This is a genomic window from Streptomyces sp. NBC_01750 (genome assembly GCF_035918095.1).
Classification (GTDB): domain Bacteria; phylum Actinomycetota; class Actinomycetes; order Streptomycetales; family Streptomycetaceae; genus Streptomyces.
In genome coordinates this window covers 8,285,728-8,305,142 of the sequence record NZ_CP109137.1, presented here as the reverse complement: position 1 = coordinate 8,305,142, position 19,415 = coordinate 8,285,728, and the positions used below count along the sequence as shown (strand labels likewise).

The window sequence follows — 19,415 nt, the reverse complement described above, 5'->3', positions numbered from 1 at the left end:
CCCCGGGCCTGTAATGTGATCGGTGTACCTCCTGTGTGACACCGGCCCGTCAAATCCGCTGGTGAGCGCGGGGAAATGACCATCTGGGTCATGACGGTGATGCGCATGGTCGACCGACTACCACCGGATCCACCCACCCTCGGCAGCCTGCCCTAGGGGCGGACATGGCCGACGAGGTGCGCATCGATCTGCTCGGTGGCCTGCACGTGGCGGTCGGAGACCGCAACGTCGCCGCCGGGGCGTGGCGGCTGCGCAAGGCCAGGAGCGTCCTGAAACTGCTGGCCCTGACACCGGACCACAGGCTGCACCGGGACAGGGTGTACGACCTGCTGTGGCCCGACCTGGATCCGGAAGCCGCGTCCAACAATCTGCACCAGGTGCTGCATGCCGTCCGGCGCGCGTTGGCGACCGCCGGGACACCCGGCGATGTCGTCGTCCTTCGGGACGACGTGGTCGCACTCGGCCCGGACGGCGGCGTCCGGGTCGACCTCGACGAGCTGGATGAGGCGACACGACGGGCATCGGCCGGTGGCAGGCCGGCGGACTACCGCGCCGCACTCGCCCTGGCCGAGCATGAACTGTTGCCCGAGGACACCTTCGAGCCATGGACGCAGGAGGCGCGCAGTGCCCTGGGTGTCCGGCGCACCGGGCTGAGACTGGCTCTCGCCGAGACGCTCGAGCAGCAGGGCCGTGCCACCGAGGCGATCGAGGTGCTGCAGTCTCTGATCGCCGACGACGAACTCAACGAGCCGGGCCACCGGGCACTCATGCGGGTCCTCGCAGCCGCGGGACGACGGCGGGAGTCGCTGGCGGTGTATGAGCAACTGCGTGACGCGCTCCGCGGTGACACCGGATCCGACCCGGACCCGCAGACCCGCGAGTTCTACCGCACGCTGCTGGCCGGCTCGGTCGAGGAGCCGGCCGAACGCGGTCCCGTACATCGTCACAACCTGCCGGCGCAGCTGACCAGCTTCATCGGCCGGGAACGCGAAATCGTCGAGGTGGAGGAACTCCTCGCGCGTAGTCGGCTGTTGACCCTGACCGGCCCCGGCGGTTGCGGCAAGACCCGGCTCGCCCTGGCCGTCGCGGCCCGCCACGTCGATGCTGTCCGCGACGGTGTGTGGTTCGTCGACCTCGCCGCGGTCGCCGAACCCGGGTTCGTTCCGGACGCGGTCGCCGCAGTGCTCGGCATCGAGCTCCCGCCGGACAACAGGACACAAGCGGCCCTGGTCGCGCAGCTGTCCGGGCGGGAGCTGCTGCTCGTGCTCGACAACTGTGAGCACCTGGTCGAGTCATGCGCCGCCCTGGTCGCGGACGTCCTGGCCCACTGTCGGGGGGTCGTCGTGCTGGCCACCAGCCGCGAACCACTCCGGGCCTACGGCGAACGCACATGGAGAGTGCCCTCACTCGGACTGCCTGACATACATCGGCTGCCACCCCCGGCCGAGCTCGGCCGTTTCTCATCCGTGCGGCTGTTCGTGGAACGGGCCAAGGAGGCCGTCCCGCATTTCCGACTGGACGCGGACAACGCGGCCGCCATCGCGCAGATCTGCTTCCGGCTCGACGGGATGCCCCTGGCCCTGGAGCTCGCGGCCGCGCGGGTACGCATTCTGGCACCGCGACAGATCGCCGAGCGGCTCGACGACGCGCTCACCCTCCTCGGGCAGGGCGGCAGGCATACGGTGACCCGGCAGCAGACGCTGCTCGCCACCCTGCGGTGGAGTCACCAGCTGCTCGACCCCGAGGAGCGACTGCTCTTTCGTCGGCTCGCGGTCTTCGCCGGCGGCTTCTCGCTGCCCGCTGCGGAGGAGGTGTGCACCCAGGACATCGACCCCTCATCCGTGCTGGATCTGCTCGGCCGGCTGGTCGACAAGTCGCTCGTCCTGGTGGAGCGCCACGGCGACGAAGCGCGCTACCGACTGCTGGAGACGATCCGGCAGTACGCGCGGGAGCGACTGCGCGACTCCGGGGAACTGACGGAGACCGAGAGCCGGCACCGCGGCTTCTATCTCGCACTCGCCGAGTCGCATGATCCCGAGCTGACGACCCGGATCCCCGGCGAGACGTCACGCCTGCTCGAAGTCGATCACGACAACCTCCGCGCCGCGCTGAGATCGGCCCTCGAGAACGACCCGGAACGCGCACTACGGCTGGCGGTCGCGTTGCGGCGCTTCTGGGTCGAGCGCGGGTACCTCGCAGAGGGGCGGCGCCGACTGGACGACGCACTCGCCGCGGCGCCGGCACCGACTCCGCTACGGGCACGGGCCCTCCTCGGCCAGGGCGTGCTCGCGATACGGCTCGGCGACGGCTCCCGGCTGGCGTCCATCGGTGCGGAGATCGTGGCGATCCACCGGGCACGAGAGGACCGGGCAGCGCTCGCGTACGCCTTCTACCAGCAGGCGATCCTGTTGTGGATGCGCGGCAGCTGGGACGAGTCAGGGACAGCGCTCGACGAGGCGTGCGCACTCGCCGACGGGGATCTGCCGATTCTGGCCGCCGCCGCGCATCAGCGGGGGATCTGCGCCTTCTGCCGTGGTGACGGGAGCGCGGCACGGGATGCCTTCGCAACAAGCCTGCGTCTGCTCACGGACCGCGACAGCGGGACCCGGCCGTACTTCCCGGTCATGACGCCCGGGTACGTGGCCGAGGAGGACGCCGGGGGCAGGATCACCTTGTGCTTCGAGGAGACCGTCCTGGTCGGGCGGCTGGTGGGCACGGCGCAGGCTCGCGGGTACGCGTTGTCCAACCTCGCGTGGGCCACCCGGCTGGACGGCGCTGTGGAGGAGGCCAGAACAGCGGCCGAACAGAGCGTCGACTGCTTCCGCGGGCTCGGTGACCCGCACGGGGAGTCGCTGGCCCTCAACACCCTCGGAAACATATGTCGCACCCACCGGGAGTACGCCGCGGCTCGGCCGTACCTCGAGGCCAGCCTCCGGATCAGACGCCGGCTCGGCGACCGCCGCGAAGTCGGGATCACCCTTGGCAGTCTCGGCCTGCTGGCCATGGCCGTCGGCGACGTCGACAGCGCGCGGTCGGCGATCGGGCGGGCCCTCACCGGCTTCGAGGAAACCGACGACATCCCGGGTACGACGAACAGCCTGCTCCACCTCGGGCTCATCGCCCGGGCCGCGGGCGACGCCGCCACAGCCAGGGATCTGTTCACCCGCGCCCTGGATCTCGAAAACGTTGCCGGGTCGACGTGCGCCACCGGGTGGGTGGCGGTCATGCTGTCGAGAATGGCGGAGGAAGCGGGCGACCAGGCAGGCGCCGACGCGGCCACCGCCCGCGCGCTGCGCCTTTTCACGCGACTGGGCGACATACGGGGTCTGGCTCACCTGCGCCGAGCCGGGGCACGGACGCAAAGCCGCCGCTAACCCGGTGCTAAGCGGCACTTCTTACCTTCCTTGGTGTCAGAGCAAACACCACATCAAGGAGACCGAAAATGTCGATCGATACGGCAGAGGGTGTTCTCGGGGACGCCACCATCGGTGAGCTGGAGGCGGGACTGCGGGGCGAGGTCGTACGCCCGGGCGACGCGGGGTACGACGATGCCCGGGCGATCTGGAACGCCGCGCACGACCGGCGGCCGGCCCTGGTGGTGCGGTGCGCCGGAACCGCCGATGTGATGCGTGCGGTCGAGTTCGCACGCAGCCAGGACCTGCTCGTCGCGGTACGGGGCGGCGCACACAGCATCGCCGGGTTCTCGACCTGCGACGGAGGGATCGTCATCGACCTGTCCGCGATGAAGGGGTCGCGGGTCGACCCGGTACAGCGGCGGATCGTCGCACAGCCCGGAATGACATGGGGGGATTTCGACCACGAGACCCAGGCGTTCGGACGTGCCGTGACCGGCGGCCTGGTCTCGACGACCGGGATCGCCGGCTTCACCCTCGGCGGAGGGGTCGGCTGGCTGGTCCGCCGCCACGGCCTGGCCTGCGACAACCTGGTCGGGGCCGACATCGTGACCGCGGACGGCCGGCTCGTGCACGCCAGTGCCGAGGAGAACCCCGACCTGTTCTGGGCGCTGCGGGGCGGCGGCGGCAACTTCGGTGTCGTCACGTCGTTCGAGTACCAGTTGCACCCGGTGGGCCCACAAGTGCTCGCGGGCCTGATCTTCTACCCGGCCGCCGAGGCACGGCAGGTGATCACCCGGTGGCGTGACCTGACCGCCGGGATGCCCGACGAGCTGACGACGCTGGTCAACCTGACAACAGCGCCCCCGCTGCCGTTCCTGCCGGAAGAGGTGCACGGCACCCGGGTCGTGGTCGTCGGCGGCATGTACGCCGGTGCCCCCGAGGCCGGCGAGGCGGCGGTCCGTCCGCTGCGCGGGCTCGGTACCCCGATCGCCGACCTCATGGGCCCAATGCCCTACACCGGAATGCAGACGCTGCTGGACCCGCTGTGGACGCGTGGTGCGCACAACTATTTCACCTCGGCATTCATCGAGGCATCCGATCCCGCGATCGATGAGCTGACGCGTCTGCACCACACAACGCCGACGCCCTCCAGCGAACTGCACATGCATCACCTGGGCGGCGCCTACGGCCGCGTCCCCGCAGACGCAACCGCGTTCAGCCAACGTGACGCGAGCTTCCTGTGCAATGTGATTGCACGTTCCCCGGAGCCGACCGGCTTCGACGAGCACGTCGCGTGGGCGCGGGGGGCACGGGATGAGATCGCCCGCCACGGCCACGGTGCGGCGTACGTCAACTTCACCGGTGACGGGGCGGAGGACAAGGTGCGCGCCTCGTATCCGGGCCCCGTCTACGACCGGCTCGTGCAGGTCAAGAATAAGTACGACCCCACGAACCTGTTCCGGCTCAATCAGAACATCCGCCCGTCCTCGGCGAGTTGACCCTGGTGACCGCGGACCGGCTCCTCGTGGCGGCCACCGGTCGCGGTGCGGGCGTGATGCCGTCGGACTCCTGCGATGCCGCCACAACGCGGCACCGCAGGAGCCACTCCTGCCGGGCCGGGCGGTTCACGCAGGAAAGGACGGCGCACCACCCCCGCATGATCGAGATCCGGACAGTCGTATCGCGCGGATTGCGCACGCCGGCACTCGTCGAAAACCGGGTTCCCGTCGCCGCATCCGGCAGGCGTGACAAGGCACGCATCGCAACTGGGGCGCGCTTTTGCCGAGGCAGGTTCCATCGCTCCGGCCGCTTCGCTATTCCGCGCAACCTCACCGACATCCTGCCGCAATATCGACCGCCGATTTTTGGCCATCGCGCTCGACAACGCTCCATAACCGCAGAGTGGTGATCATCACAGGCTCGCGGCGTCAGACCCCCTGACCAGTGCGCTAACGTCGTGGTGCGGCGCACCGAAGTCGGGGATTTCATGAACCATGACCAGTGGCTCGGCGATGAAATTGGAACTCGTCGAGGTTCCACCGTGAGCGTGCCGCGTGAATAAGGAACCACCGGGAGAGGTTTATGAATAAGAGTCGATTAGAGTCCATCGGGGCGTATCTCCCCTCGGCTGTTATGAGTACTCCGGAACTCCTTACTCGCATGGAGAAAGTTCCGGAATTCGACCTCTTCAAGATTACCGGAATGGCCGAGCGCCGCGTCGCGGACGACACTGCCGACATCCCGGAGGACTGCCTCACGATGGCAGTCTCGGCAGCCCGCGACTGTCTTGACCGCTCGCGCTACACCCCGGACGAGATCGACGTCGTGATCTCCTGCTCCATCAGCCGCACGACGGACGGCAGACGCCACCAGTTCGAGCCTTCCTTCGCGCACCGCATCGCCAAGGAGATCGGCGCGATCTCCGCCCTTCACTTCGATGTCTCCAACGCCTGCGCGGGCATGATGACCGGCGTCTATCTGCTGGACCGGATGATCCGGTCCGGTGAGGTCCGCAACGGTCTGGTACTCAGCGGGGAGCACATCACTCCGATCGCCTTCACTGCCGCGCGTGAGATGGAGGACAGCCGGGACTCCCAGTTCGCGTCCCTCTCCGTCGGCGACTCGAGCGTCGCCGTGCTGGTCGATCGCGCCACCGACGAAGCAGACATGATCCACGACGTGGAGCTGATGACCTGCTCGGAGTACTCGCATCTGTGCCTGGGCATGCCCAGCGACGACACCGGCGATCTCGCGATGTACACCAACAACAAAGAGATGCATGCCCAGGACAGGCTGTCGCTGTGGCCGACCTTCCACCGCGACAAGCTGACCGAAGACGGTCGCCGATTCGCTGACGAGGAATACGACTTCATCGTCCAGCACCAGGTCGGCAGCCGGTTCATCGACTTCATGAACCAGGTGGGCGAGAGCATCTTCGAGACACCCATGCCGCAGACGCTCTCGGTCGTCGAGAAGTTCGCCAACACCGCGACCACTTCGCACTATCTGGTAGTGCACCAGGCGCTCGCGGAACGACGAATACCCAAGGGGTCCAAGATCCTTCTGGTCCCCGCCGCCTCGGGTGTGGTGACCGGTTTCCTGTCCGCGACCGTCTCCTCGCTGGAGGTATGACCATGGCCACCGTCATCACCTCCACCGCGCTCAGCCCGGCGGACGACACAGGCAGCGCGATCGGGTACGCGGCGTCGGCGGGCAGCGCCTGCCTGGAACAGGCCGGGCTCACCGCCGCGGACGTCGATGTCCTGATCAACGTCGGCGTCTACCGCGACTCCAACATCTCCGAGCCGTCCGTCGCCGCACTCATCCAGAAGCGCATCGGCATCAACCTGGACTACCTTCACGCCCCCGACAGACGGGCCGCGTTCTCTTTCGACCTCATGAACGGCGCCTGCGGCGTGCTCAACGCCGTCCAGGCGGCCGGTGCCCTGCTGGCAACCGGCAGCGCCCGCCGGGTGTTGGTGGTCTCCGCCGACACGCACCCCTCGATGGACCCGTCCAAGGCCGGCACTGCCGAGTTCCCGTACGCGAGCACCGGCGCGGCACTGCTGCTGGAACGCACCGCCGACGCCCGCGGCTTCGGCCGGGTGCACCACCGGTCAGCGCCGGGGACACACGGCGTCAACGGATATCTGCCCCTTTACGAGGCCGGCTCCGAGGGCCGTAGCACCATTGTCGTCGACCGGGACAGCGGTGTGCTGGAGCGGATGCTCGACCTGGCCGTCGACTCGGTACGCGGTTGCCTCGCGGCCGAGTACGGCACCGACGCCGACGGAGCGGCAGCGGTCCTGGACCGCACGCTGCTGATCACCTCGCAGCCGTCGCCCGACTTCCCCGCCCAGCTCGCCAAACGCCTGGGCGTGGCATCCGACGGCGCCGTCACCGTCGAAGGGGTGCAGGGCGATCCGCACACCTCGGCACTGGCCTACGGCTTCCGGCAGGCACAGGACACGGGCAGGCTCGCGGGCTTCGACCGGATCCTCTTCCTCGCCGTCGGCGCCGGCCTGAGTTCGGCCGCCACTCTCTACCGCCTGGCCGACGACAGCGACGGAGCCGCGCGCTGATGCCCAGCAGCACGACCGCACTTGGCCACGACGCATTCCTGACCGAACTGCTTGCCTGGCACGCCGTCCGTACGCCCGACAAGCCGGCCGTCATCCACCCGGACGGGGACCGGATGGAGTCGGCCGGCCGGCCGGCCTACGCCTCGGTCGGCTACGCCGAGCTCGCCGCGCGGGTCACCGCCTGCGCCGCCGGGCTGGAAGCGCACGGCATCCGCCGCGGTACCCGTACGGCCCTGCTGGTGACGCCGGGCGTCGACCTGCTGACGCTGGTCTTCGCTTTGCTCCACATCGGCGCTGTTCCGGTGGTGGTCGATCCCGGCATGGGGCTCGGCCGCATGCTGGACTGCCTCCACCGGGTGGGTGTTCAGGCATTCATCGGCGTCCCGTCCGCACATATTCTGCGGCGGCTGCGTCCGCGTGCCTTCGCCGGAGTGCGGAGCCTGATCAAGGTGGGCCGCGGGAGCGGCACGGCACTTGCGGAGCTGACCGCCCTCGGTGCGGGCCTGCCGCAGCGGCCGCCGCTGAAGTCCGGGCCCGACGACCTCGCGCTGATCGGCTACACCACCGGCAGTACCGGCCCTGCCAAGCCGGTCGAGCTCACCGTCGGCATGCTGCGGGGCATGGCGTACGGCGTCGAGGAGGGCCACTTCACCTCCGACATGACCAGCACCCTGGTCACCCTGCCCCTGATGGGCGTATTCGACCTCGCGGCGGGCCGCACGGCCGTGGTGCCCAAGATGAACATGGGCCGGGTCGGCGCCGCAGACCCGGCGCTGCTGACCGACGCGATCCAGCGCTTCTCCGTGAACGCCATGTTCGCCTCCCCCGCGCTGCTGGGTCCGCTCTCGGCCCATCTGGCCGAGACCGGCGCCCGCGTGCCGTCGCTGCACCTGATCGTCTCCGGTGGCGCACCGGTGAGCCCGGAGCTGATGGGCGCGCTGCGTGCCGTACTGCCCAACAGATCACGTGTGTTCAGCACCTACGGGTCGACCGAGGCGCTGCCCATCGCACTGGTGGAGAGCAGAGAAGCGCTGGCCGGGCCGGCCGACGGCCTGGCAGCGGGCCTGGGTGTCTGTGTGGGCCGGCCCGCACCCGGCACATCGGTCCGCATCATCGAGGTCGGCGACGCTCCGATCCCCCGGTGGACGTCCAGACTGCCGTTGGAAGCCGGTGAGATGGGCGAGATCGTGGTCAGCGGCCAGGCGGTCAGCCCGCGCTACTTTCAATCGCCCAGGGCCGACGCCGCGCACAAGATCCAGGACGGCGGGCGTCGTTGGCACCGCACCGGTGATGTCGGATGGATCGACGGTGAGGGACGGATCTGGTTCTGCGGGCGCAAGAGCCACCGGGTCCGCGCAGCCTGCGGCGACCTGCACACCGTGCGCTGCGAGAGCGTCTTCAACACCCACCCACAGGTCCGGCGCACGGCGCTGGTGGGCTTCGGCCCGCACGGCGAGCAGCGGCCGGTGCTGTGCGTGGAGCTGGCACCGGACACCGACCGCAGGCAGTGGCCCCGAATCGAGGGCGAGTTGCGCGAGCTGGGCGCGAACAACCCGATGACCAAGGCCATCACGGACTTCCTCCCGCACCCCGCCTTCCCCGTCGACATCCGCCACAACGCCAAGATCCGCCGGGAACTGCTGGCCGGATGGGCCGAGGACCTGCTCACCGGAAGCCGCCGCCCGACGGCCGGCGACCGTGCCCTGCGCGCCGTCCCACTGCTCGGGTGGGCGTATCTGGCGGCCTGGCCGCTGCTGCCTTGGAGCCATGTGGCGCTGACCGCTCTCTGGTGGGTGGACGCCTTCCTGAGCGTCGTCGTCCACGCGGTCCAGATACCGTCCGCGCTGCGTGCGGAGCAGGAACTCGCCACCGGGCGCAAACCGTGGGCGACCGCGGCACTCACGATGCTCTTCGGAGCGACGTGGTGGCGTACACAACTCCGCAGGACGAAGGGCGCTTCCGTATGAGGGTGCTGGTGACGGGCGCGTCCGGGTTCCTCGGCAGCCATATCGTCGACGCCTGTCTCCGCGCCGGCGACGAAGTGCGGGTACTGGTGCGCGAAGAGAGCGACCTGAGCCATCTGCGCACTGTTGCGGGCGTCGAGTTCTCCTACGGCGACCTGCGCGACGCCGCCTCGGTACGTCGGGCGATGGACGGGATCGATGCGGTGCACCACAGCGCGGCCCGGGTCACCGACAGGGGTACCCGCGCCCAGTTCCGGGACGAGAACGTCTCGGGCACGGCGCGCCTCATGTCGGCGGCCCAGGAAGCCGGGGCGCGACGCTTCGTCTTCATCAGCAGCCCCAGCGCGCTGATGAGCATCCGCGGCGGCGACCGGCTCGACATCGACGAGACCGAGCCCTTCCCCGCACGCCACCTCAATCTCTACTCGGAGACCAAGGCCGCCGCGGAGCGCCTGGTGCTGGCCGCGGACCGCGCGGACTTCACCACCGTCGCACTGCGCCCGCGCGCCGTGTGGGGCCCGCGCGACCACTCCGGATTCATGCCGCGGCTGCTCGCGAAGATGATGACGGGCAGCCTGCCCGACCTCTCCGGTGGCAGGCCGGTGTACGCATCCCTGTGCTACTGCGAGAACGCCGCCGACGCCTGTGTGCGGGCCGCGCGTGCCGACGGGGTCGGCGGCAGGGCGTACTTCATCGCCGACCGGCAGCCGGTGGAGATCTGGAGCACGCTCGCCGGACTCGCCGAGCGGTTCGGCGGCAAGCCTCCGACCAAACGCGTCTCCCACCGCCTGTTGCGCGCAATCGCCTTCACGGCCGACATGGCATGGAAACTGCCGCCGTTGGCCAAACACTCCTCGCCACCGCTCTCCCGGTACTCGCTGGCGCTGCTGACCCGTTCGGCGACGTACGACATATCTGCGGCACGGCGGGATCTGATCGCGCCACGGGTGGACCACGAAGCCGGAATGGCCCGGCTGGAGGCCTGGATCGACAGCATCGGCGGCGTCGACGAATTCATCCGGAAGGTGAAGTAGCCATGACTGTGCATCATGCCGCGACGGGCATCGGTCCTGGGGCCCGTCCCGAGGGCCGTACCTCCTTCCGCCGGCCCGTCTCCCCGACCGAGTGGTCCTATCTGGCCGCCACCCGCCTGGGCGAGCTGCTGGTGCTCCAGCTGGTGGTCGAGGGCACCGGCCCGATCGACGCCCTGGAGTTGAGCCGCGCCGTCGCGCAGGCCTCGGCGTCCTGCCCGGGCTCGCGGCTGGTGCGCCGCGGCAGGATGTGGGTCGACAGTGGACTACCGGCGCGGATCGTGGTCGCCGATGGACAGGCCTTCGACCGCAGGACGCTCACGGGCCTGCCGGAGCTGACCGGTCCGCTGGCCGATTCGGAGGGCCGCCCCGGCTGCGAGGTGGTGCTCCTCACCGGCGAACCCGGCACCGTGGTGTTCCGTGCCTCCCACGCCGTGATGGACCTCAAGGGCGCGTCGGTCTGGGCCGCCGAGGTCTTCCGGGCGCTGCGGGGCGAACCGCTGCACGGCGCCGCCGATTCCCTGGCCGACTACCAGTTGCTGGACAGGCTCGGCCGAACCGGGCAGCGGCCCCGTCTCGGGCTCGACCAGCGCTCACCGCTGGCCGGCCGGGCGGGCAGCGGCTCGGTGTGGCGGCGGCGTGCGGTTCCGGGCCGACACGCGGCGCTCGCCGCCAAGGTGGCGACCGCGGTTGCCGGCGCCGTCGGTGGTTCCCCGGCCCGGATCATGGTCCCGGTGGATCTGCGGCGGCACGCTCCCACCGTGTCATCGACGGCCAACCTGGCGCTGCCGGTGTTCCTCGACGTCCCGGCCGGCCACGGCACGGATGCGGTGCACCGCCGGCTGCTCAACGCCCTCGCCGCACGGCAGGAACTGGCGGCCGGGGCGGAGACGGCGCTCGCCCGGCTGCCGCTGCCCGCAGCGGCGGCGCTGGTGGGCGCTGCGCGCGCCGGCTCGTACGCCCGGCACCGCTATCTGGCGTCGGCGATCGTCTCCAACGCCGGCCGGCTGGCGCTCGAGGAATTCAGTACCGGGGAGTTCGCGGCGACGACCGTGTACGCCCTGCCGGTGCATGCCCCCCTGGTTCCTGTCAGCATCGCGCTCCTCGAACTGCCCGAGCACACCGAACTGGTGGTCTCCGCCCGCGGGGCCGCGGACGCCGGCGAGCGCTGCGAGGTGCTGCTGGACCGGATCGAGACCGCGCTGGGCACGGCCGTACCGGTCTCGTACGCGCCGCCCGTGACCCGGCCTCGAAAGCCAGGCGCAGCCGACCGGCTGCTCGCACCCGGACCTGACGGGCTTCCGCCGCTGGACACCACAGTGGTGCAGTTGTTCCGGGCGCAGGCCGCCCGGCAACCGGAGGCAATCGCCGTGACCGGCGACGGCCTCCCGTGGTCGTACAGGGATCTGGACCGCCGCTCGGACTCCGTCGCGGCGGTGCTGCTGGCCCGGGGAGTCGGGCGCGGCGAGGTGGTGGGTGTGCTGGCCGACCGCTCGGCGCTCGGCCTGGCCGGGATCTGGGGTGTCCTCAAGGCAGGCGCCGCTTTCCTGCCGATGGACATCCGCAATCCGCAGCAGCGGGTCAAGGAGCTGCTGCACGACGCGCAGGCCCGGTTCTGTCTGACGGACGCGGCCTCGGCCGGCCGTGCGAGCGGGGCCGACTGCACAACGATCCTCCTCGAGGATGCCGGCAGCGATCGCGCAACGCTCCAAGAGCAGGCGCGCCACGACCTGACCGCTGCCGCTCCCGGCCCGGACGATCTGGCCTATGTCATCTACACCTCGGGTTCCACCGGCAAGCCCAAGGGTGTCCAGATCGAGCACCGGAGTCTCGTCAACGTGGCCGGCTGGATAGCCCCGTTCCTGCGGTGCGACGAACAGACCCGGGTCGCGTACTCCTTCTCCCCCGGCTTCGACCTGTCGATGATGCAGATCTTTCCGCCGCTTCTGCACGGTGGGGCCGTCGTACCGGTGCCCGGCGAACTCGACCACGTCAAACTGCGTGAGATGTTCTCGGGCCGGCAGGCCAACACCCTGGCGCTGACCCCGACCCACCTCGAACTGGCCGCCAGGCTCGGCCTCCGTCCGGCAGGCATCCGCGCGCTCCACGTCGGCGGCGAGAACCTCACCACGGGCACCGGCCAGTGGGCACGGGCATCGTTCGGGCCCGACTGCCTGATCGTCAATATCTACGGCCCCACCGAAGCGACGGTGGCCTGTACCGCCGCCGTCGTCGGCGACGACGCCTCACACGCATCAACGCCGATCGGAGTACCGGTGCACCGCACCTCCGTGGCCGTGCTGGACGAGCAGCGGCAGGAAGTGCGCGACGGCGAGCTGGGCGAGCTGTATGTAACGGGTGTTCAACTGGCCCGCGGCTACCTCGGCCGCCCCGACCTGACGGCCGACCGTTTCGTCTACCTCGCGGACGGCCGGCGCGCCTACCGGACCGGCGACCTGGTGCGGCGGCTGCCGGACGGGCAGCTCGAGTACGCGGGCCGGATCGACAGCCAGGTCAAGATCCGCGGTCACAGGGTCGAGCCGGGTGAGGTCGAGGCGGCGCTCACCGCGCTGCCGGACATCGCGCAGGCGGCCGTGGTCGCCCGCCGCAGGCACCATGCCGGCCCGCAGGCACTGTGCGCCTACGTGGTTCCTGCCGAGGGCGCGGAGGTCCTCGACGAGGCAGCCGTACGGGCAGAGTTGGAACGTTCGCTGCCCTCCCACCTGGTGCCCTCGGTCGTGTGCACGGTGCCCGGGCTGCCCGAGACGGCCAGCGGCAAGACCGACCGCAATGCGCTGCCGAATCCTTTCGACGAAGCGGGCGCGGAGCCCGGGAAGCAGGCCGCACCGGGAGCGCCCGCGAACACGACGCCCGCCGGGACCGGACCTGCTCCGGGACCCTCCACTGCGGCGGTGACCGCCGGCATCTGGTCCCGCATCCTGCACTGCGATGCCACGCGCCTCGATGCCTCCGCCGACTTCCACGCGCTGGGCGGCGACTCTCTCGCCGTCCTCGAGATGCTGTCCGCGCTCGGTGACGAACTGCTGGGACAGGCCATGGAGCAGCAGTTCCTGGCGCAGCTCGGGTCCCTGAGCGAGAATCTGACGCTCGGCCGGGTCGTCGAGACCGTCGACGCCCTGCGGAGCACGTCGTGATCTTCGTCGGTGAGGGCGCGCTGCTCCGGCGCGCCATACAGCACACACTGGACAGCGGTCTGGCCGTGGACCTGGTCTGCGGCCCCGCCGCCGCGCTGACGGCTTCGCCCGACGTGCCCTTCCTGGCAGCCGCGGACGTCAACGCGGTCGCCGGAGAACTGGCCGACGCCAGCACGGACGGCCTTGTCTGGTCGGTCAACAACCGGATGATTTTCCGCGCTCCGGTGCTCTCCACCGGGCTGCGCATCCTGAACATCCACCACGGCCCGCTACCCGCCTACCGTGGGCTGCCCGAGGTGGCTCTGGTGTACGCGATACTGCGCGGCGATCGAGAGTTCGCCGCGACACTCCACCTGGTGGACGAGGGCATCGACACGGGCAGGACCCTGGCCGCCGAGCCCTATCCGATCGGCCCGGACGACCCGTACCACGTGGTGCTCCGCCGCGGTCTGGAAACCTGCCACAACCTGTTCAAGCGCTGCCTGCCACTCGCCGCCGCCGACCCCGACTGGACCGGCGAGCCCACCCGGCCCCTGGGCGCCGACGGCGGCTACTTCGGCCGCGCGGCACTGGCCCGTCTGCCCGAGCACCGCAGTCACCCGAACTTCAAGCGCGCCACCGACCTGGGTTTCCTGGCCGGCTACCTCCCGGAGCTTGCCGCAGCGCTGGCATGAAGGCCGGCGGCCGTCCGCCCCGGCGCCTTGCGGCCGCCGCTGGGCGGATCCTTCTCAACCGCCGCTCAACGGGGTGTCCGGAACCACGTGGTCGGCGATCGAAATCAAGAGCTCGGTACTGAAATTCTTGGCGGCGTCGCTGCCGATCCCCTGTGTCGCGACCGTCGCGATCGCGATCTTCTTGGAAGGCAGATAGGCGACCGTTCCCTGATAGCCGGCGAACGACGGATTCTGCAGGAGCCAGGTTTTCTGAACGGCCACGCCGAGGGCGTAGGAGGTCGTGGGCGACACATCGGATACAGGCGTGATCTGCACCTTGTGCGACTCGGGCGTCAGCAGCTTCCCCTCGCCCAGCGCCGCAAACGACTTCCCCATATCTTCCAGCGTTCCCGTCATTACCGATCCCGGCGCCAGCGTCCATGACGGATCCCAGTAGGTGGAGTCCTCGAATACGTCCCTTTCGTTGTCGAAGGCGTGCAGCACCGGGGCGGAAATCTCCGCTGTGGCCGGAATTTGGGTCTGGGTCAATCCGAGGGGCTTCAGGATGTTATTCTGCATCACTTCCGCCAGGGGTTTCTTCTCCACTTTCGAGATGATGTCACCAAGGATCACCCAATTGGCGTGCGAGTATACGAAACCCGTTCCCGGTTTTTTCACGAGGGGCTTGGAGACGGAGATGTCCACCAGTTCTTCCGCCGTCCACTGCCGGAACGGATTCTTGTAGAGTTCAGCCACGAACTTGGGATCTGTGACGTAGTCCGCGTATCCCGAGGTGGTAGAGGCCAGCATCTTCAGTGTGATCTCGTCCGCGTGCGGAAGTTCGGGGCGCCACCGAGAAATCTTGTCGTCAAGCTTGACCTTTCCCTCATCGACGAGCTTGAGAATTTCGGTCGTCAAATAGGGAATAGCAACCGACCCGATCCGGAAATGCATGTCCTTCGAAGCCGGAATGCCCGTCATCGACTCCCCTGAAGCGACGGTCGAGATCTTTTTGCCATCGACCCATACCCCTGCCATGGCTGCGGTGAGTTTGTACTTCTTCAGGGAGTCTTCAACCTGCTTCTCGGTGAATTCGGCAGTGTCGCCCGCAATGCACGTGCCGCCTTCAGAGATCTGGTCGGACGGACATGCCTTCGCCGCACTTTCGGCCTCAGTGAAGGCACAGCCCGCCAGCGAAGCTCCCAAAAGCACCTGCAGGCAGATGAGGGTCACGGTCTTCGGACTACGCACGATGGAGCCTCCAGCCAGATCGACGGCCGCGATCCCCGCATCTCGCAATTGAGGGCCTCGTTCCGCATGCTAACCGTCGGCCTCAGCCGGCGCGCTTCGGAAGATTTCCAGAAGCTTGTACGTCCTTTCGTGTGGTCGCCGCAGGCGGTCGTGGTCGTAGCCTTATTGGCGTAGGGCTTGCCGGACGGCTTGAACCGCATCGCACTTGTCCGCCGGCATCGGGCTTGTGGAACGGCTCGCCACGGGGCGCCCGGCGCCGCAGCCTGGCGGAGACTGAAAGTACGGGGCCGTGAGGAGGAGACATGACCGAGAGCTCCATGGGTGACGAGGTCTACCAGCCGGACGGGTCCGAGGTGCAGGACGATGCCGGGCTGCTGGACGCCGAGGACACTCTCGAGGATCCCGCGCTGCAGATCCTGTCCGAGGGGTACTCCCCGCCGGAGAGGCCGTGGGCCGTGGAGCGGATAGGCACCACCGCGGCGGAACAGCGCCGGGGAGAGAGCCTTGATGAACGGCTGGCCGAGGAAGCGCCAGACGTCAGTACGCCCGCGGGCGACGGGCTGGGGGACGCGTGGGACACGGACGGCGAACTGATCGACGACGAGGTCGGGGACGAGCGCGCCGGGCGGCTTGTGGCCCCGGATGAGGGCGCCCACTCCGGCCTGGAGAAGGACCTGGTCGCTACGGATGTGGGCATCGACGGCGCCTCCTCGGCGGAAGAGGCGGCGATGCATCTGATCCCGGAATCCTCCGAGCAGTCCTGATCTGCCCAGGGCTGCGGTGGGCGCCCCGGCGCTACTGGGGGGCGTCGGCAGTCAGCCGCTGGCGGCCGCGGACGCGTAGCGGCCTCGCACGTGCGCGGCAGATCCGCCGGCAGCGCCGAGCGCCAAATGCCGCGCCCTGCCCCGGGGTCGACCAGGGTGGACCTTGGCCACGCCCGTATCCGCACCACCGTCCGCGCTGTCACGGTGACAACGTTCCCTCTCGCGAGCCGATGCGTTGCTTCTGGCAGGTTGTTGCCGCCGCCGGGCGCTCCGAGGGCCGTCTGACGCAGACTCCTCTCATGACCGAAGAAACGATCACCGCGGCGGCCGCGGGCACCTGGAAACTCGGCGACCTCACGGTCAACCGCATCGGGTTCGGCGCGATGCGCCTGACGCAGAACGGCCCGGCGTTCGGGAACGGCGTCCCGAGCGATCGTGGCCGGGCGATCAGCGTGCTGCGCCGCGCGGTCGAGCTCGGTGTGAACCACATCGACACCGCCGCGTTCTACTTCTCAGCGCTGCGCTCCGCCAACGAGTTGATCAACCGCGCACTGGCCCCGTACCCGGATGACCTGGTCATCACCACCAAAGTCGGGCCGGGCCGGGACCCGTCGGGCGAGTGGCTGTGGGCCACGCCGGAGCAGTTGCGCGGCCAGGTCGAGGAGAACCTGCGCCAGCTCGGCCGTGACCACCTCGACCTGGTGAACCTGCGTATCCCACGAAGCAAGGCAACCGGCTCGATCGCCGAGCACTTCGGCGCGCTGGCCGGCCTGCGCGACTCCGGGCTGATCCGCCACCTGGGCATCTCCAACGTCACGCCCGAACACCTCGCCGAGGCCCGGACCATCACGTCGGTGGTCTGCGTGCAGAACCCCTACGGCGTCGGCGCAGGGCCCGAGGCCCACGAGTTCCTGCGCACCTGCGGGGAGCAGGGCATCGCTTTCGTACCGTTCTACGCGATCGCCAGTGCCGGGCGCGACGCAGGTGCGAGCGCCACCGACAGCGAAGAGATACTCGCCGTCGCACGCGCGCACGGCGCGACGGCCGCGCAGGTCCGGCTGGCATGGACGCTGCAGCAAGGACCGCACGTGCTGGCCATCCCTGGCACCGGCAATCCGGACCACCTCGTCGACAACATGGCCGCGGGTGCGCTGCGGCTCTCCGCGGACGAACTGGTCCGCCTCAATTCGCTTCACACGGGCGGAGGGTGAGCCAGGTACCGACTGCGCCGCCTCGCAGATGGTTCAGCGGCGGCTGAGAAGGCTGCGCCCCTGCCCCGGATCGTCCGCTTCCCCTTACCCTCCGGCAGCGACCGCGCCTTGGCATATCGGGCACCGGTCCCTGCCATCCCACCCGTCCCATCCGAAAACCCCGGGCTTGAGGGACTGGCCTTCAAGCTCCTTGCGTACGGCGACCCGATAGGTCCAGACCGCCTCGATGTAAGGGTGGGAGACATCGTGGAAGGCGGGTGATGCCGACGAAGCCCCTGCCGCAACCGCCCGCTGAAGCGCACGGAGCTGCTCGAACATCACCTGCCCGGCGCCGGCGACGGGCGGCGGTCGCATCGATGAACAGCCGTTCCCGCACCTCATAGATCGCGGAATCGCTCAGCGCCGCGCGGGTGGCCGCGTCCAGGTCGGCTTCGGCACCGGGGGCTTGCGCGATCTGGCGCAACCGCGCGTGACACACCCCAGCGGCTCCGATGAACTCGATGTACGCAGCCCGCCGCCGTGCCCCGACTCCGCGGTCGTTTTCATGGCGATGGCGCAGATAGTCAGCCAGAACGGTGCCGGAAATGGCAAGAGAGCCACCACTGACCGCCGCGACGAGCGTCCCCCAGTCCACGTCTGCCCCCAGCAGTGATCACAACGCCGACCTCTGGAATCTACGCGTGGCTTCCCTCGAAGAACAGACTGCCCCGGTACGCGACGGACCCGACCTCGGCGCAGCCGGCATGCTGTCCAGGGGCAGGGGGTACTGGTCCGCGCCGCGGCCGGGACATTCGCCGACCGGTCACCGAACTGCTCGATCAGATACCGGCTCGGGACCGGGCGGCAGGCGACGACGGCTTCAGCAGATCCGTGGCAACTGCTCCCCGATCGGCAGGTCCACCACCCGCGTACCGCCAAGTCCGGTACGCGCCACCACCATGCCAGGGTGCGCCTCCACAGCTTCACCGATCACCGTCGCGTCGGCGCCCAGAGGGTGCGAGCGCATGGCTTCCAGGACCTGCTCCGCGTGCTCGCGCGGGACGAACGCCACGAGCTTGCCCTCGTTGGCGACGTACATCGGGTCCAGCCCCAGGACGGCACAGGCGTTGGCCACGGGTGGAGGGACGGGAATGATGCGCTCCTGGACGACGACTCCGGCGCCGGAGGCCGCCGCGATCTCGTTCAGGGCGGCTGCCAGGCCTCCGCGCGTGGGATCGCGCAGCACATGCAGGTCCGGGGTGACGGCGAGCATCGTCTCCACCAGGCTGCCGAGCGCCGCGCAGTCGCTTTCGATCTCCACACCGAACTCAAGACCCTCGCGGACGCTCATGATCGCGACACCATGGACGCCGATCGCGCCGCTGACGATCACCACATCACCGGGGACGACGCGCTGCGGCCGCAGATCGACGCCTGCCGGGATGATGCCGATCCCCGACGTGTTGATGAAGATCCCGTCGCCGTGGCCGGCTTCGACCACCTTGGTGTCACCCGTGACCACTTCGACCCCGGCGGTGCGCGCGGCCGAACCCAGCGCCTCCGCCACGCGTGAGACCACCGAGAGCTCGACCCCCTCCTCCAGGATGAATCCGCAGGAGAGATAGGCGGCTCGGGCGCCGCTCATGGCAAGGTCGTTGACGGTGCCGTTGACGGCCAGGTCACCGATACTGCCGCCGGGAAAGAACAGCGGCCGGACCACGAAGGAGTCCGTGGAGAAGGCCAGCCGGACTCCGCCGAGCGAGAGCGCCGCGGAATCGCCCAGCTGTCCGAGTACCTCTCCCCCGAAGGCCGGCGCGAAAATGTGCTGGACGAGCTCGGCGGAGAGCGCGCCGCCACCGCCGTGGCCCATCACCACCCGGCTCTGGTCCCGCAGCGGGGCCGGGCAGGTCCACGACGTGGGATCCGGCAGCTGTGGCTCGGCAGTCCGCGATGAGCCGTTCAACGGCGT

At 69.5% G+C, this 19,415-nt stretch carries 13 protein-coding genes; 11 read left to right on the top strand and 2 right to left on the bottom strand.

Translation table 11 applies throughout. The features are described from left to right. The first annotated feature begins 164 nt into the window (after nucleotides 1–164). The 9 genes from OG966_RS37650 to OG966_RS37610 all read left to right on the top strand — a co-directional run bounded on the left by OG966_RS37650 (nucleotide 165) and on the right by OG966_RS37610 (nucleotide 14,262). Entirely contained in the window at nucleotides 165–3,374 is a 3,210-nt protein-coding gene (locus OG966_RS37650) for a tetratricopeptide repeat protein (RefSeq protein ID WP_326654589.1), read from the top strand. 68 nt (nucleotides 3,375–3,442) lie between these two features. Continuing rightward, nucleotides 3,443–4,855, top strand: a complete 1,413-nt coding sequence (locus OG966_RS37645; protein ID WP_326654588.1) for an FAD-binding oxidoreductase — start codon at nucleotides 3,443–3,445, stop codon at nucleotides 4,853–4,855. A gap of 158 nt (nucleotides 4,856–5,013) precedes the next feature. After that, entirely contained in the window at nucleotides 5,014–5,265 is a 252-nt protein-coding gene (locus OG966_RS37640; protein ID WP_326654587.1) for a hypothetical protein, read from the top strand. Between the two features lie 251 nt (nucleotides 5,266–5,516). Continuing rightward, nucleotides 5,517–6,488: a 3-oxoacyl-ACP synthase III family protein gene (locus tag OG966_RS37635; protein ID WP_326654586.1), complete on the top strand. Its 972-nt coding sequence runs from the start codon at nucleotides 5,517–5,519 to the stop codon at nucleotides 6,486–6,488. A gap of 2 nt (nucleotides 6,489–6,490) precedes the next feature. Further along, nucleotides 6,491–7,438 (top strand): hypothetical protein, encoded by a 948-nt coding sequence (locus OG966_RS37630; RefSeq protein WP_326654585.1) that lies wholly within the window; start codon nucleotides 6,491–6,493, stop codon nucleotides 7,436–7,438. Then, nucleotides 7,438–9,405 (top strand): fatty acid CoA ligase family protein, encoded by a 1,968-nt coding sequence (locus OG966_RS37625; protein WP_326654584.1) that lies wholly within the window; start codon nucleotides 7,438–7,440, stop codon nucleotides 9,403–9,405. The genes OG966_RS37630 and OG966_RS37625 overlap by 1 nt, the downstream gene beginning before the upstream one ends. Continuing rightward, on the top strand, nucleotides 9,363–10,436 hold the full coding sequence (locus OG966_RS37620) for an NAD-dependent epimerase/dehydratase family protein (protein ID WP_326654583.1): 1,074 nt from the start codon (nucleotides 9,363–9,365) through the stop codon (nucleotides 10,434–10,436). The genes OG966_RS37625 and OG966_RS37620 overlap by 43 nt, the downstream gene beginning before the upstream one ends. A 2-nt stretch (nucleotides 10,437–10,438) precedes the next feature. Further along, a complete protein-coding gene (locus tag OG966_RS37615) occupies nucleotides 10,439–13,588 on the top strand; it encodes a non-ribosomal peptide synthetase (RefSeq protein ID WP_326654581.1) in 3,150 nt (1,049 codons plus the stop codon). Beyond that, nucleotides 13,585–14,262, top strand: a complete 678-nt coding sequence (locus OG966_RS37610) for a formyltransferase family protein (RefSeq protein WP_326654580.1) — start codon at nucleotides 13,585–13,587, stop codon at nucleotides 14,260–14,262. The genes OG966_RS37615 and OG966_RS37610 overlap by 4 nt, the downstream gene beginning before the upstream one ends. A 54-nt stretch (nucleotides 14,263–14,316) precedes the next feature. Here the strand turns inward: OG966_RS37610 and OG966_RS37605 are convergent, their stop codons facing one another. Continuing rightward, complete coding sequence (locus OG966_RS37605) at nucleotides 14,317–15,492, bottom strand: serine hydrolase domain-containing protein (protein WP_326654579.1); 1,176 nt, start codon at nucleotides 15,490–15,492, stop codon at nucleotides 14,317–14,319. 302 nt (nucleotides 15,493–15,794) lie between these two features. Here OG966_RS37605 and OG966_RS37600 point away from each other — a divergent pair, with 302 nt between their 5' ends. Further along, complete coding sequence (locus tag OG966_RS37600) at nucleotides 15,795–16,256, top strand: DUF5709 domain-containing protein (protein ID WP_326654578.1); 462 nt, start codon at nucleotides 15,795–15,797, stop codon at nucleotides 16,254–16,256. Nucleotides 16,257–16,555: 299 nt separating this feature from the next. Then, on the top strand, nucleotides 16,556–17,467 hold the full coding sequence (locus OG966_RS37595; protein WP_326654577.1) for an aldo/keto reductase: 912 nt from the start codon (nucleotides 16,556–16,558) through the stop codon (nucleotides 17,465–17,467). Between the two features lie 859 nt (nucleotides 17,468–18,326). On the opposite strand, the gene hypE is transcribed toward OG966_RS37595, so the two are convergent. Then, nucleotides 18,327–19,409, bottom strand: coding sequence for a hydrogenase expression/formation protein HypE (gene hypE, locus OG966_RS37590; protein WP_326655530.1), 1,083 nt, complete (start codon nucleotides 19,407–19,409; stop codon nucleotides 18,327–18,329). Nucleotides 19,410–19,415 lie beyond the last annotated feature (6 nt).